The sequence below is a fragment of the Lacinutrix undariae genome (assembly GCF_052934785.1).
In genome coordinates this window covers 555,328-570,051 of sequence record NZ_CM128809.1, presented here as the reverse complement: position 1 = coordinate 570,051, position 14,724 = coordinate 555,328, and the positions used below count along the sequence as shown (strand labels likewise).

General features: G+C 31.9%; 13 protein-coding genes. 5 read left to right on the top strand and 8 right to left on the bottom strand.

Features of this window, described 5'->3' with window-relative positions; all coding sequences use genetic code 11:
• The first annotated feature begins 88 nt into the window (after positions 1 to 88).
• Positions 89 to 973, top strand: coding sequence for a GTPase Era (era, locus tag ACU4C5_RS02715; RefSeq protein WP_446845519.1), 885 nt, complete (start codon positions 89 to 91; stop codon positions 971 to 973).
• Here the strand turns inward: era and ACU4C5_RS02710 are convergent, their stop codons facing one another.
• Positions 974 to 1,468: a GTP-binding protein gene (locus ACU4C5_RS02710; RefSeq protein ID WP_446845518.1), complete on the bottom strand. Its 495-nt coding sequence runs from the start codon at positions 1,466 to 1,468 to the stop codon at positions 974 to 976.
• Positions 1,469 to 1,639: 171 nt separating this feature from the next.
• Between ACU4C5_RS02710 and der the strand changes: the two genes are divergently transcribed.
• Positions 1,640 to 2,947 carry a ribosome biogenesis GTPase Der gene (der, locus tag ACU4C5_RS02705; RefSeq protein ID WP_446845517.1) on the top strand — a complete coding sequence of 436 codons (1,308 nt, stop codon included), beginning with the start codon at positions 1,640 to 1,642 and terminating at the stop codon, positions 2,945 to 2,947.
• 99 nt (positions 2,948 to 3,046) lie between these two features.
• Positions 3,047 to 5,851, top strand: a complete 2,805-nt coding sequence (locus ACU4C5_RS02700; protein WP_446845516.1) for an outer membrane beta-barrel protein — start codon at positions 3,047 to 3,049, stop codon at positions 5,849 to 5,851.
• Between the two features lie 93 nt (positions 5,852 to 5,944).
• Here ACU4C5_RS02700 and ACU4C5_RS02695 read toward each other — a convergent pair whose 3' ends face one another.
• The 5 genes from ACU4C5_RS02695 to ACU4C5_RS02675 form a co-directional block, all read right to left on the bottom strand.
• Positions 5,945 to 6,769, bottom strand: a complete 825-nt coding sequence (locus ACU4C5_RS02695; protein WP_446845515.1) for a TPM domain-containing protein — start codon at positions 6,767 to 6,769, stop codon at positions 5,945 to 5,947.
• 9 nt (positions 6,770 to 6,778) lie between these two features.
• Complete coding sequence (locus tag ACU4C5_RS02690) at positions 6,779 to 7,216, bottom strand: TPM domain-containing protein (RefSeq protein ID WP_446845514.1); 438 nt, start codon at positions 7,214 to 7,216, stop codon at positions 6,779 to 6,781.
• A 5-nt stretch (positions 7,217 to 7,221) separates the two neighbouring features.
• Positions 7,222 to 7,818 carry a LemA family protein gene (locus ACU4C5_RS02685; RefSeq protein ID WP_446845513.1) on the bottom strand — a complete coding sequence of 199 codons (597 nt, stop codon included), beginning with the start codon at positions 7,816 to 7,818 and terminating at the stop codon, positions 7,222 to 7,224.
• Positions 7,819 to 7,884: 66 nt separating this feature from the next.
• Positions 7,885 to 8,214 carry a MerR family transcriptional regulator gene (locus ACU4C5_RS02680; protein ID WP_446845512.1) on the bottom strand — a complete coding sequence of 110 codons (330 nt, stop codon included), beginning with the start codon at positions 8,212 to 8,214 and terminating at the stop codon, positions 7,885 to 7,887.
• Positions 8,215 to 8,218: 4 nt separating this feature from the next.
• Positions 8,219 to 9,190: a M23 family metallopeptidase gene (locus tag ACU4C5_RS02675; protein WP_446845511.1), complete on the bottom strand. Its 972-nt coding sequence runs from the start codon at positions 9,188 to 9,190 to the stop codon at positions 8,219 to 8,221.
• Positions 9,191 to 9,323: 133 nt separating this feature from the next.
• Here ACU4C5_RS02675 and alaS point away from each other — a divergent pair, with 133 nt between their 5' ends.
• Complete coding sequence (gene alaS / locus ACU4C5_RS02670) at positions 9,324 to 11,936, top strand: alanine--tRNA ligase (RefSeq protein WP_446845510.1); 2,613 nt, start codon at positions 9,324 to 9,326, stop codon at positions 11,934 to 11,936.
• Between the two features lie 28 nt (positions 11,937 to 11,964).
• Positions 11,965 to 12,921, top strand: a complete 957-nt coding sequence (locus tag ACU4C5_RS02665) for a GSCFA domain-containing protein (RefSeq protein ID WP_446845509.1) — start codon at positions 11,965 to 11,967, stop codon at positions 12,919 to 12,921.
• Positions 12,922 to 13,160: 239 nt separating this feature from the next.
• On the opposite strand, the gene coaD is transcribed toward ACU4C5_RS02665, so the two are convergent.
• On the bottom strand, positions 13,161 to 13,616 hold the full coding sequence (coaD, locus tag ACU4C5_RS02660; RefSeq protein ID WP_446845508.1) for a pantetheine-phosphate adenylyltransferase: 456 nt from the start codon (positions 13,614 to 13,616) through the stop codon (positions 13,161 to 13,163).
• A gap of 19 nt (positions 13,617 to 13,635) precedes the next feature.
• Positions 13,636 to 14,610, bottom strand: coding sequence for a D-alanine--D-alanine ligase (locus ACU4C5_RS02655; RefSeq protein WP_446845507.1), 975 nt, complete (start codon positions 14,608 to 14,610; stop codon positions 13,636 to 13,638).
• Positions 14,611 to 14,724: the final 114 nt, after the last annotated feature.

Here is a 14,724-nt window from a genome sequence, read left to right as displayed (position 1 = left end):
TAACAATATAAATGCGCTTATGATACAGATACAGAAATATTATCTTAATTTTGCAAGGTCTATTTTAAACAGATAATTACAGTACAATATGAATCACAAAGCAGGTTTTGTAAATATTATCGGAAATCCTAATGTAGGGAAATCAACACTTATGAACGCGTTTGTAGGTGAAAAGTTATCTATTATTACTTCCAAAGCACAAACAACACGCCATAGAATTTTAGGAATTGTTAATGGTGACGATTTTCAGGTTATTTTATCTGATACTCCAGGAATAATTAAACCAGCATACGAGTTGCAAGAATCTATGATGGATTTTGTAAAGTCGGCTTTTGATGATGCAGATGTATTAGTTTACATGGTTGAAATTGGTGAAACAGAATTAAAAGACGAAGCGTTTTTTAATAAAATTACCAATTCTAAAATTCCTGTATTATTACTGTTGAATAAGATTGATAAATCAGATCAACAACAACTAGAAGAGCAAGTACAATCTTGGGCTTTAAAAGTACCAAATGCCGAAATTTTTGCAATTTCAGCGTTAGAAGGTTTTCAAGTAAAAGAAGTATTCGATAAAATTATTGAGTTACTTCCAGATTCACCACCATTTTATCCTAAAGATCAGTTAACAGATAAACCAGAACGTTTTTTTGTAAACGAAAAGATTAGAGAGAAAATTTTAATGCACTACAAGAAAGAAATTCCGTATGCTGTAGAAATAGATACCGAAGAATTTTTTGAAGAAGAAAAGATTATTAGAATGCGTGCTGTAATTATGGTAGAGCGTGAGACTCAAAAAGGAATTATAATTGGGCATAAAGGAACCGCATTAAAACGTGTAGGAATTGAAGCTCGTAAAGATTTAGAGATCTTTTTTGGGAAACAAGTTCACTTAGAGCTATATGTGAAGGTGAATAAAAACTGGCGTTCAAATGCTAATCAGTTAAAACGTTTTGGATATAACCAAAAATAATTAACGGTTAATAGCCTCTTTTAAAAACTTAAACAGTTGTTCGGTTTGGTCGTGTCCGGTAGCTTTTCCCATTCTGCCGGCAAGATATAATACTACCCAAGTGATAAGCATTAGTGCAACAACAAGTAATTGTATTGAAAAATTGTTGTGTAATCTCCAGTTGGTATACGCCCAAACCCCAAAACCAATACATAGCACTGCTACTAAAAAGTGCAAAAACATAAATAAGGTCCAAACCGATGAGCTTGGGCCAAATAATCCATGAATAACACAGGTGTTTTTATCTACTTCATTTACTCTTAAGTGTAGTTGAGGTGACCAAAAATGCTGTTCTATCTTCGGGAACTTAATAAACACATGGTCGTCAATTCTATGTAAAATGAATTGGGATTGAGTAGTTTTTAAAGTTTCAAAATGTGTTAAAATATGTTGATTACTTTCGGGTAATTCTATTTCAAAACGCGGTCTTAAAACAATATCATTTGGTAATGCCATTAGTAGTTTTTTATAAGATGAAAGTTAATCTTTTTTTTCAAAATAGAAAACAGTCAACTAATCTTCGATAAAAAAGAGAGTTCCTTAAGTATATTTCTTATTTTTGCAAAATATTTCGGAATACAATTTTAATAATTAAGTTTTTGCGTATTCTGCATACAATTTATAATTATGAGTAACATAGTAGCCATAGTAGGACGCCCAAATGTGGGGAAGTCTACATTCTTTAATCGTTTAATTCAACGTAGAGAAGCCATTGTTGATGCCGTTAGTGGTGTAACAAGAGATAGACATTACGGAAAAAGTGATTGGAACGGAAAAGAATTTTCATTAATTGATACAGGTGGGTACGTTAAAGGAAGTGATGATGTTTTTGAAACAGAAATTGATAAGCAAGTAGAATTAGCTATCGAAGAGGCAGATGCTATCATTTTTATGGTAGATGTTGAGTCTGGTGTTACAGGAATGGATGAGGATGTTGCCAAATTACTTAGAAAAATAACTAAACCAGTTTTTCTTGTAGTAAACAAAGTAGATAACGGTAAACGTGCCGAAGATGCTGTTGAGTTTTACTCATTAGGACTTGGTGAATATTATACAGTTGCCAGTATTAATGGTAGTGGAACAGGTGATTTATTAGATGCGCTTGTTGAAGCTTTACCAGAAACTGTTGAAGAGGAAGAGGTTGATGACTTGCCAAGATTTGCAGTTGTTGGTCGCCCAAATGCTGGGAAATCTTCATTTATAAATGCTTTAATTGGAGAAGATCGTTATATCGTAACTGATATTGCAGGAACTACAAGAGATTCAATTGATACAAAATATAACCGTTTTGGTTTTGAATTTAACCTTGTTGATACCGCAGGAATTAGACGTAAATCTAAAGTAAAAGAAGATTTAGAGTTTTATTCTGTAATGCGTAGTGTACGTGCTATTGAGCATTGTGATGTATGTTTAGTTGTACTAGATGCTACTCGTGGATTTGACGGACAAGTACAAAACATTTTCTGGCTTGCTGAACGTAACAGAAAAGGAATTGTTGTGTTAGTTAATAAATGGGATTTAGTAGAAAAAGATACTAATACCGTTAAAGAATTTGAGAAAAGAATTAAAAAAGAAATGGCTCCTTTTACAGATGTGCCAGTAGTATTTATTTCGGTGCTTAATAAGCAACGTATCTTTAAAGCTATTGAAACAGCTGTTGATGTTTACAAAAACAGATCTAAAAAGATTAAAACAAGTAAACTTAATGAGGTGTTATTACCTATCATAGAAAATTATCCTCCACCAGCTTTAAAAGGGAAATTTGTTAAGATTAAATACATTATGCAGTTGCCAACACCGCAACCACAATTTGCGTTTTTCTGTAACTTACCGCAGTATGTAAAAGATCCGTATAAACGTTTCTTAGAAAATAAATTACGTGAACGCTTTGATTTTCATGGTGTTCCTGTAAGTGTTTACATGCGTAAAAAATAATAAAACTATAAATTTCTTAAGTTTTTTTAAGGAATACCATACGAAAGAGGAATTATATTCGTTTTTTTGATACTGTTAATCATCAACAAATCAATCAAAATGAATAAATTCCTCTTTTTTTGTGCGCTATTGTGTACAAGCTTCTCATTTTCCCAAACTACTTTTAAAATATCTGGTACTATTATCGCTGGAGATGACCAATCGCCACTCGAGTCGGTAACCGTATATGTAGAGCGTATTAAAGATAGTAGTTTAGTAACTTATACAATTTCTGATAGTAAAGGGCAGTTTTCAATAGAAAATGAATCTTACGACGAAAAACTAAACATTGTTGTATCTTCAATAGGTTTTCAAGCCTATACCAAAGTTTTTTCCGTTAAGGAAACCCCAATTAATTTAGGGGTTATTACACTTGATATTGCAAATGCTTTAGATGAGGTCGTTATTACATCGCGAGCACCGGTGACTATTAAAAAAGATACCTTAGAGTTTAATGTGAAATCTTTTAAGACTAAAAAAGATGCCACAGTTGAAGACTTATTAAAACAACTTCCAGGTGTTGAGGTTGATGAAGAAGGTAAAATTAAAGTGAACGGAAAAGAAGTGAGTAATATTCTTGTAAATGGAAAGCCCTTTTTTGGCGATGACCCTACCATTACCACAAAAAATTTAACCAAAGATATTATTGATAAAATTCAAGTGGTAGATACCAAATCTAAATCTGAAGCTTTTACAGGTGAAGCTACCGATGGCGAAAGTAAAACCATTAATCTAACCATTAGTGAAGATAAAAATAAAGGTGTTTTTGGACGTGTTGCAGCTGGTGCCGGAACAGATAAACGTTATGAAGCTGCCGGAATGGTAAATCTGTTTGATAACGATCGTAGATTAAGCATACTTGTTGGTGGAAATAATATTAATTCTCCAGGTTTTAGTTTTGGTGAAATTAGAAAGATGTTTGGTGGAGGTAATTCAATGACAACTTATGGAAATGGCTCATTTAGTATTGATGGCCGTAGTTTTGGTGGCGGACAAGGACTAACAAAGTCTAAAAATGCAGGATTAAGTTATGCCGATGTTATTGGTGGAAATACAGATATCTCTATCAATTATTTTCACTCCGGAAGTGATTCAAACAATGAAACGATTTCTAACCGTGAAAATATTTTACCAGAATCGCGTTATTTTAGTAATTCATATTCAAAAACCAAAAGTGATAATGATAGCCATTCTGTTGATACTGCTTTTGATATTGAAGTAGATTCTACACTTTTAATCAATATAAAACCGTCTTTTAAATATGCCAATTCTAGAACGTCATATATTGGCAATAGTAGTTCGCTTAACGCAGATAATGTATTAACAAACGAGTCTGAAACTTCTTCTTTTGTTGAGAGTGATGCCCGTAATTTTAATAACAGCTTAAATGTGACCAAACGATTTGGTGATAAAGGTGCTTATGTGAGATTTAATATTAATAATAGTATTAATAAACGATCTAGCGAAGATTATTTAACTTCCGAAGCTAATATTTATGGCGAAGATGTTACAGATCCTTCAAATCCAAATTTTGTACTTACAGATCAAACTATAAGAGATCAATATACAGATGGCGCGTATGACGAAACTGTATTTAGTACGGGAGTAACTTATAGATATCCAATTATTGCCAAAGAGTTATTTTTTAACTTTAAATACGAATATAGTAACACAGTAACTAACGATGTTAAAACAACTTTAGATAGAGATGATGTTGGTGAAAATTATACTGCATTTAATGAAGATTTAAGTACAGATTTTAAATACAAAGACAGACAGAGTACACCAGGCGTTTCGATTTCTTATAATAAAGACAAGTTTTCGGCAAGAATAGGAGCGGAGTATTTGTTCCGTACGCTGAGTAATGATGATAATTTACGTCCGGAATTTAATATAGAACGCAAGTTTGAGAACCTTCAGCTAAATTCATATTTAAACTTTAATATATCACAGAAAACGTCACTTTATATGAGTTATCGTTTAAGTAATAATGCGCCACAATTATCGCAGCTTCAAGCGTTTCAAAATGTGTCAAATCCATTAAATATTATTGTAGGAAACCCAAACCTTAGCCCAGAAAAAAACCATAATATTTATGGAGGTTTCAATTCTTATGATTATCAAAGTGATACCGGTTTTTATAGCTATTTTGGAGGGGTAATTACTAATGATGATGTGGTTGCTAAAACAACTATTGATGAAGATTTAGTACGTAGTACAACCTATGCTAACGTAAATGGGAGTCATTCTTTATATGGAGGCGTGGATTATAGTAAGAAAATAAAGTTAGATACTATTCAATCTGTAAAAATAGGTTTAGGCGGGCATTTTAATGCTAATAAGCGTATCAATTTTAATAATAATGTACAATATGCAAGTAAAACAAATAGCATTTCTCCTGAAGTTTATTTGACTTACGAGCGAAAAGGGATTCTTGAAATAAGACCAGCCTATAGTATTAATTTTTCAAAAAGTACTTATGATATCGATGCATTTGAGGATATCGATTTTCTATCTCATAACTTAAGAATTCGTACCGCTTTTTTCTTACCTAAAAACTTTGAGTGGCGCAATGATGTACAATATAGTTATAACCCTAGTATTGCCGATGGATTTCAAAAAAGTGCTTGGTTTTGGAATGCTACTTTAGCCTATTCTATGTTAGATGATAAAGCTACAATTACCTTAAAGGCGTACGATTTATTAAACCAGAATACCAATGCTACAAGAGTTGCTACGCAAAATTATATTGAAGATAGACAAAGTACTGTTTTAGAACGCTATTTTATGCTGAGTTTTAGCTGGAAATTTAATAGCCTAGGGAAAAAAGAAAAAGATGAAGGAGGTATGATTTTCTTAGATTAAATAGAGTTTTTAAGTATTATATAAATAAAAAAGGTCGTTATCTAAATTATAGATAACGACCTTTTTATATATGTTGTGTTTTAAATTGAAATACTACCAGCTTCCTCCAGCACCACCTCCAGAGAAACCACCGCCTCCAAAGCCGCCGCCGAAACCGCCTCCACCAAAACTTCCGCCTCCAAATGAAGAACCTCCACTATGATTACCGCGTCCCATATTACTTAAAATAATAGCATCAAGAATATTGAAACCACCACTTTTATGACCTCCAGAACCACCGTTGTTGTTATTTCTTTTGGAATAAACTATTATGAATACAATAATTATAATTACAAAAAATATAAAACCAACAGGAGAACCTGATGTTTTTGTAGCTTTTCTACTACCTTGGTATTCGCCCATTAAAACCTCAAAAACAGCATCGGTTCCTTTGTCTAATCCAGCGTAATAATCTCCACGTTTAAATTGGGGGATAATAATATTTCTAGTGAGTTCACCTGTAACTCCGGCTGTTAATTTATGCTCCACACCGTATCCAGGAGAAATCCATATTTTTCTGTCTTCACTAGCTAATAAAATGAAAACACCATTATCTTCTTTAGCTTGACCAATTCCCCATTTTTGTCCCCAACGTGGCGCTAAAAGACCAATATTTTCACCTTTTGTACTCTTTATAATAGCAACAACAATTTGTGTTGAAGTTGTATCGGAGTATTTAATGAGTTTTTGTTCTAAACTTTCTTTTTCTGAAGTAGAAAGTAGTGCCGCATAATCGTAAACACTTGTTTGCTCTTTTGGAATCTCTGGAATGTCAAATTGTGCAAACGAAGAATTAAAAAATAAAAGAGATAAAATTAAAGCTATATAAAGCTTATTCTTAGTTATAAATGTTGATATACTGTAATTTAAATATTGCATATTGGAGTTTTATCCTTTTGAAATTTCATCTGAAAGTTCGTTACGATCGTTATGTTGCCAAGGGAAAAATGTTTCTAATTCTTTTCCTGCTTTTAAAATACCGTCAACAAGACCTTGCTTAAAGAGGCCTTGTTTAAATTGTGCTTGTATAATATTTTTAGTATCGTCCCAAAAAGTATCATCAACAACATCATTAATGCCTTTATCACCGTAAATCACAAAGGTTTTATCTTCTACGGCAACGTATATTAAAACACCATTTTTAAGTTCGGTATTATTCATTTCTAAATAATTAAAAACTTCAATAGCACGATCAAAAGGTGCTGTTTTAGATGTTTTTTCTAAATGAACTCGTATTTCTCCAGATGTGTTTTTTTCTGCAATACGAATAGCATTTATGATGTCTTGTTCTTCTTCTTTGGTAAGAAAATCTTCAATTTTAGACATAGCTATTAGTTAAAATCAAATTCAACTTCTACAGGTTTTTCTGCACCTGGTTCTGCATCAAAATAAGGTTTTCCTTCAAAATTAAATATTCCAGCAAGTAGTGAATTAGGAAACTTCTTTACGTGATTATTGTACGGTTTAATTGTTTCGTTGTAGCGTGTTCTTGCTGTTTGTATTGTGTTTTCAGTACTTGTTAATTCGTCTAGAAGTTTTAAAAAGTTTTGATTACTTTTTAAATCAGGATATTTTTCAACAGTAACTAGTAAACGAGATAAAGCGCTACTTAATCCACCTTGTGCTTTGTTAAATTGCTCTAATTGTTCTGGGGTAATATTAGAAGGATCAATGGTTGTTTGAGTGGCTTTTGAGCGTGCTTCAATAACATCAGTTAGTGTGTTTCTTTCAAAATCTGCAGCTCCTTTAACCGTGTTTACTAAATTACCAATTAAATCGTTTCTACGTTGGTAAGAGGTTTGTACGTTTCCCCAAGATTCGCTTACATTTTCATTTAATTCTACAGCAGTGTTATAAAATCCTTTTCCTTTTGAGTAAAAGCCTATTGCAATAACTGCAATGATAACTATTGGTAACCATTTTTTCATAATATGTTGGTGTTGATGAGTTTTAAGATTGTTTAATATAGATTAGTTGTCATTTTTTGTAAAATGTTACAACTGTTGTTTTATTTTAATGAGTTGCGCTTTTATGCCTTCTAATTTATTAATAATTTCAAAATTAGTTAAAGATTTTTGGCGTTCTTCTTTTAAATGTGTTTTGGCACCTTCAAGCGTAAAACCACGTTCTTTTACTAAGTGATAAATAAATTTAAGATGATTTATATCATCAGGAGTGAATTTTCTGTTTCCTTTAGCATTTTTCTTAGGTTTAAGAACATCAAATTCTTTTTCCCAAAACCTAATTAAAGAAGCATTTACATTAAAAGCTTTAGCGACTTCGCCAATATTATAGTAGCGTTTTTCGGGCAGGTTAATATGCATAATACTAGTCTAAAGATTGATTTTCTAGAGATGCTTTTTTCAATAAGTTAGCATATTCTTCTGCAGATAAGTTTCCGTAGTAAAAATTAATAGGATTAATACGTTCTTTATCTTTAAATACTTCATAATGTAAATGTGGCGCTTCAGAACGTCCGGTACTTCCTACATAACCAATTAAATCACCTCGACTCACTTTTTGGTGTGCACGTACGTTGTATTTGTATAAATGCGCATATAATGACACATATCCATAACCGTGATCTATACGTATGTGGTTACCATATCCTGTAGATTTGTTATCGGCTCTTAATACTACACCATCTCCAGATGCGTAAACAGGTGTGCCTCTTGGAGCTGTAAAATCCATTCCGTAATGAAATTTTCTAACCTTGGTAAATGGATCGGTTCTATAACCATAACCAGATGCCATACGCGTTAAATCTTCGTTGTTTACAGGTTGAATAGCTGGTATTGCTGCTAAAAATTTTTCTTTATCTTCTGCTAATACTGCAATTTCATCTAAAGATTTTGATTGCACTACGAGTTGTTTTTGAAGGATATCCATTTTTTTAGCACTTTCAATAATTAATTTCGAATTATCAAAACCTTCTAAATTTTTATAGCGGTTTATACCACCAAATCCTGCTTTGCGTTGTTCTTCAGGAATAGGGTTGGCTTCAAAATATAACCTGTATATAGAGTTGTCTCGTTCTTCAATATTTGCAAGTACAGACTGTGCTTCAAGCATTTTTTTGTTCAGTAACTGGTACTGAAGTTCCATGTGATGTAACTCTCTAGCGAGTTCACGTTCTTTAGGAGATTCAATAAATTGGCTTGCTATAAAAACAAACAAAAATCCAAAAAGTGCAGACGCCAAAACAAACATCATTAAGTACTTAAATGTTGTTGTTTTTTTGCGTTCAATCTTGCGATAAGAAAGCGTTTCGGAATCGTAATAATATTTTACCTTACTCATTATCTAATTTATACTATTTTTGCAACAGAAAAAGACCGTTATTTGTCTTTAAACTGATATGCAAACGAACAAATATAAAAATTGTTTCGCATTAAAAGTAATTTAACAGAAACAAGATTATTAATATAAGTCCATGAAATCTCAAGATATACGCTCAAAGTTTTTAAAGTTTTTTGAAGATAAGCAACATAGCATCGTGCCATCTGCACCAATGGTGTTAAAAGATGACCCAACCTTGATGTTTGTTAACTCGGGGATGGCGCCTTTTAAAGAATACTTTTTAGGAAATGCCGAACCAAAAAATACTCGTATTTCAGATTCACAAAAATGTTTGCGTGTCTCTGGAAAACATAACGATTTGGAAGAAGTAGGTTATGATACCTATCATCATACCTTATTTGAAATGTTAGGTAACTGGAGTTTTGGCGATTATTTTAAGAAAGAAGCTATCGCTTGGGCTTGGGAGTTATTAACCGAAGTTTTTAAAATTGATAAAGATATCTTATATGTTACCGTTTTTGAAGGTGATAAAAAAGATGGAACAGCAATGGATCAAGAAGCTTATGATATTTGGAAAGAATTTATTTCTGAAGATCGCATTTTGATGGGGAATAAAAAAGATAACTTCTGGGAAATGGGAGAGCAAGGACCATGCGGCCCTTGTAGTGAAATTCATGTTGATATTCGTTCGGCAGAAGAAAAAGCTAAAGTTCCTGGAGCAGATTTAATAAACATGGATCATCCGCATGTTGTTGAAATATGGAACTTAGTTTTCATGCAATACAACCGTAAAGCTAATGGCTCTCTAGATAATTTACCAAATAAACATATTGATACTGGTATGGGATTTGAACGTTTATGTATGGTATTACAAAACGTACAGAGTAATTATGATACTGATGTTTTTACACCAATCATTAGAGAAATTGAAACCATTACTGGGAAAGATTACGAAAAGGATGAAAAAATAGATGTTGCTATTCGTGTAATTTCAGATCACGTACGTGCCGTTGCTTTTTCAATTGCAGACGGACAATTACCAAGTAATACAGGAGCAGGTTATGTAATAAGACGAATTTTACGTCGTGCCATTCGTTATAGTTTTACATTTTTAGATCAAAAAGAACCTTTCATATATCGTTTGGTTGATGTATTGAGTAAAAAAATGGGGGAAGCTTTCCCTGAATTAAAAGCTCAAAAGCAATTAATTGAAAACGTAATTAAAGAAGAAGAAGCTTCTTTTTTAAGAACTCTAGATCAAGGATTAGTACTTTTAGATGTTATTGTAGCAAATACAAAAGGAGATACGGTTTCGGGAGAAAAAGCTTTCGAATTGTATGATACTTATGGATTCCCTATAGATTTAACGGCTTTAATTCTTTCAGAAAAAGGATTGAAACTAGATGAAAAAGGGTTTAAAGAACATTTAGATAAACAGAAAAAACGCTCGCGTGCTGCAAGTGAAATGAGTACCGATGATTGGACTGTTTTAATTGAAGATGACGTTCAAGAATTTATTGGATACGATGCACTTGAAGCTAATGTGAAAATTACACGTTACCGTAAAGTAACTTCTAAAAAAGATGGAGATATGTACCAATTGGTATTTAACTTAACTCCATTTTATGCAGAAGGCGGAGGACAAGTAGGAGATAAAGGTTATCTAGAAGGTGCACACGGAGATGTGGTGTATGTTTTAGATACCAAAAAAGAAAATAATGTGGTAATTCACTTTGTAAAAAATTTACCAAAGCATATAAACGAAACACATAAAGCTGTAGTTGATAGTAAGCAACGTCACAGAACAGAATGTAATCATACAGCAACACACTTATTACACCAAGCTTTACGTGATATTTTAGGAACTCACGTAGAGCAAAAAGGATCTGCAGTACATTCAAAATATTTAAGATTTGATTTTTCTCATTTTTCAAAATTAACGACAGAAGAATTACAAGAAGTTGAAAATTTTGTAAATGCTAGAATTGCAGGTAAATTACCATTACAAGAACAACGTAGTATCACTATGGAGCAAGCCGTAAATGATGGTGCTATGGCCTTATTTGGTGAGAAATATGGTGATACAGTGAGAGCTATTCGTTTTGGACAGTCTATAGAATTATGTGGAGGAACGCATGTTAAAAACACTGGAGATATCTGGTATTTTAAAATTGTATCTGAAGGCGCTGTTGCTTCAGGAATTAGACGTATTGAAGCGATTACTAATGATGCTGTGAAAGGTTATTTTGAAGATAGTAATAAAGCATTTATGAGTATAAAAGGAATGCTTAATAATACAAAAGAACCTGTAAAAGTGCTTCAGAATTTACAAGATGAAAATACAAGTCTTAAAAAGCAAATAGAAGGTTTATTAAAAGATAAAGCTAAAAACTTAAAAGGAGAGCTTAAAAATGAATTAACCGAAGTTAACGGAATTCAATTTTTAGCAAAACAAATAGATCTAGATGCTGCCGGAATTAAAGATTTGTGTTTTGAATTAGGAAGCCAGTTTACTAACTTGTTTTTATTATTTGCTGTTGAAAATGAAGGAAAAGCTTTATTATCATGCTATGTTTCAAAAGAACTTGTGGCAGATAAAGGCTTAAATGCAGGTCAAATAGTTAGAGAATTAGGAAAACATATTCACGGAGGTGGAGGTGGACAACCATTTTTTGCAACTGCTGGAGGTAAAAATGCCGACGGAATTAACGCTGCATTAGAAGCTGCTAAACAATATCTAGGTTAGAAATCTGATTTTTTCAGAAATACATAAAATGAAATTACAAACCCAAATACCGTTAAAAATAGTTGCTGATTCTCCAATAGATTATCACTCTAAAATAGCGCTGTTTGGGTCTTGTTTTGTCGAAAATATAGGGGAGAAGTTAAACTATTATAAATTTCAAAACCTTCAAAACCCATTTGGGATATTATTTCATCCATTAGCTATTGAAGAATTATTAACCAATACTGCTAATCAAAAAGTATATAGCGATGATGATGTGTTTTTTAAAAATGAACAATGGCATTGTTATCAAGCACATTCTAAATTAAGCGCGACTTCAAAAACCGAATTAATTGATAGTTTAAATACTCAAGTACAGTTATTAAATTTATATTTAAAAACAGCAACACATGTTGTGATTACTTTAGGAACAGCTTGGGTTTATAAGCATAAAGTATCTCATGCTATTGTAGCAAATTGTCATAAAGTTCTACAAAAGGAATTTGATAAAGAATTACTTTCTGTAGATAGAATTTCGCAATCGTTACAAAATAGTATTGCTGTAATTACACAGTTTAATCCAAATGCAAAGGTGATTTTTACAGTATCTCCTGTGCGTCACATAAAAGATGGTTTTATTGAAAATTCTCAAAGTAAATCACATTTAATTACTGCTATTCATAAAGTTTTAAAGGTTAAAAAAAGCCAGAATTCACATTATTTCCCGTCTTACGAAATTATGTTAGACGAGTTGCGTGACTATCGTTTTTATAAAGCCGATATGTTACACCCCAATGAGGTGGCTGTAAGTTATATATGGGAAAAATTTACTTCAGTTTGGTTAGCTAAAGAAACCCTAAAAACACTTGAAACGGTTGAGAACATTCAAAAAGGGTTATTACATCGCCCGTTTAATTCAAACTCAGAAGCACATCAAAAGTTTCTTAAGAATTTAAAAGAGAAACAGAAAAAACTTCAACTTCAATTTCCTAGTATTATCTTTTAAGGATTTTTTAAAGTAATATATCTTTTTTTATATTTTAAAAATTGTTTTATTCTAATTATTAAGTAGTTACGTTTAATCTTGTTTTGATGCTATTAGTCGAAAAAAAGTAATGTTAACAGTAAATAACTATATATTAGTAAGGCTATTAATCAATTTTTAGAAAAGGTGTCAGTCAATTAAATCTGTGTTACTACAGTTTAATTCTGACACTTTTTTTGTTTTTCAGTTCTCAAAAAAACTTATTTCACTCTTACGCTGTCTGGAACTAATACGGTGTAATCTCCATTATTCCTTAGTACATCTCTGACAATAGATGACGATATAAACGATGTTCTCGATGAGGTTAGTAAAAAGACTGTTTCTATTTTAGAAAGCTTTCTATTGGTATGTGCAATGGCTTTTTCAAATTCAAAATCTGCAGGATTACGTAAACCTCTAAGTATAAATTCGGCATCAATCTCTCTTGCAAAATCAATAGTTAACCCTTTGTAGGTTGTCACTTTTACTTTTGGTTGATCTTTAAAAGCTTCTTCAATAAATTTTTGACGCTCTTCAAGTGTAAACATGTAATTTTTATCGGCATTAATACCAATAGCTACTATAACTTCATCAAAAAGTTCAATACCTCTTTTTATAATATCATAATGTCCTAAAGTTATTGGATCAAAAGATCCAGGGAATATTGCTCGTTTCATAAATTAAAATTACATTTTTTTATTTTAAAGACTCTTCAATAGCATTTTCAAATAAATCACTCATACTTATACCTGCTTTTGCAGCTTGTTGTGGTAAGATACTTGCTTTTGTAAGACCAGGAACTGTGTTTACTTCTAATAAATGAGGTTCTCCATCTTTAAAAATGAATTCACTTCGGCTAAAACCTTTCATTTTTAAAACGGTGTATACTTTTTTAGCGAGTGATCTTACTTTTTGCTCTTGATCTTCGGTTAAACGGGCAGGAGTAATTTCTTGAGATTCTCCTAAGTATTTCGCTTTATAATCAAAGAAGTCATTGTTACTTACAATTTCGGTAATTGGCAGTACAATAATTTCACCTTTATAGGTAATTACACCAACAGAAACTTCGGTGCCATCTAAAAAAGATTCAATAATAACTTCGTCATCTTCTTTAAATGCAATTTCAAGTGCCTTTTTAAACTCTTCTTTTTTGTACACTTTACTAATCCCAAAACTACTTCCAGCTTTATTAGCCTTTACAAAACACGGTAAGCCAACTTTAGCTATAATTTCATCTTCATTAACGGTATCTCCTAAATTTACAAAATAAGAGGTTGCTGTAAGTATTCCGTAAGGTTTTAACGCGCTTAAACAATCTCTCTTGTTAAAGGTTAGAGCAGCTTGGTACATCCCACAACTTGTATGCGGAATATTTAATAACTCTAGATAACCTTGCATATAACCATCTTCTCCAGGAGTTCCATGAATGGCATTAAATACACAATCGAAATTTATTTTCTGGTTATTTTCAATTATTGAAAAATCATTTCTATCTACAGGAATTTCAGTATTGTCATCGGTAACACAAACCCATTTATCTTTAAATATATGAATTTTGTAAGCGTTATATTTTACGGTATCAAGTGTTTCATATACAACTTGTCCGCTGTTTAAAGAGATTTCGTATTCACTAGAATAACCTCCCATTATGATGGCAATATTTTTTTTCATGAGATAAATTTAAAGGTTTTAAAACCGGTAGAAATATATGTTATTTTAATACGATTATCATCTAAAATCAATAATAAAACGTACCTATTAAAAGTAAAGCTAAAATAGCACATT

What these genes read in the sequence shown, in the direction of transcription:
- era (WP_446845519.1), top strand. Translation starts at nt 89, where the DNA reads ATGAATCACAAAGCAGGTTTTGTAAATATTATCGGAAATCCTAATGTA.
- ACU4C5_RS02710 (WP_446845518.1), bottom strand. Translation starts at nt 1,468, where the DNA reads ATGGCATTACCAAATGATATTGTTTTAAGACCGCGTTTTGAAATAGAA.
- der (WP_446845517.1), top strand. Translation starts at nt 1,640, where the DNA reads ATGAGTAACATAGTAGCCATAGTAGGACGCCCAAATGTGGGGAAGTCT.
- ACU4C5_RS02700 (WP_446845516.1), top strand. Translation starts at nt 3,047, where the DNA reads ATGAATAAATTCCTCTTTTTTTGTGCGCTATTGTGTACAAGCTTCTCA.
- ACU4C5_RS02695 (WP_446845515.1), bottom strand. Translation starts at nt 6,769, where the DNA reads ATGCAATATTTAAATTACAGTATATCAACATTTATAACTAAGAATAAG.
- ACU4C5_RS02690 (WP_446845514.1), bottom strand. Translation starts at nt 7,216, where the DNA reads ATGTCTAAAATTGAAGATTTTCTTACCAAAGAAGAAGAACAAGACATC.
- ACU4C5_RS02685 (WP_446845513.1), bottom strand. Translation starts at nt 7,818, where the DNA reads ATGAAAAAATGGTTACCAATAGTTATCATTGCAGTTATTGCAATAGGC.
- ACU4C5_RS02680 (WP_446845512.1), bottom strand. Translation starts at nt 8,214, where the DNA reads ATGCATATTAACCTGCCCGAAAAACGCTACTATAATATTGGCGAAGTC.
- ACU4C5_RS02675 (WP_446845511.1), bottom strand. Translation starts at nt 9,190, where the DNA reads ATGAGTAAGGTAAAATATTATTACGATTCCGAAACGCTTTCTTATCGC.
- alaS (WP_446845510.1), top strand. Translation starts at nt 9,324, where the DNA reads ATGAAATCTCAAGATATACGCTCAAAGTTTTTAAAGTTTTTTGAAGAT.
- ACU4C5_RS02665 (WP_446845509.1), top strand. Translation starts at nt 11,965, where the DNA reads ATGAAATTACAAACCCAAATACCGTTAAAAATAGTTGCTGATTCTCCA.
- coaD (WP_446845508.1), bottom strand. Translation starts at nt 13,616, where the DNA reads ATGAAACGAGCAATATTCCCTGGATCTTTTGATCCAATAACTTTAGGA.
- ACU4C5_RS02655 (WP_446845507.1), bottom strand. Translation starts at nt 14,610, where the DNA reads ATGAAAAAAAATATTGCCATCATAATGGGAGGTTATTCTAGTGAATAC.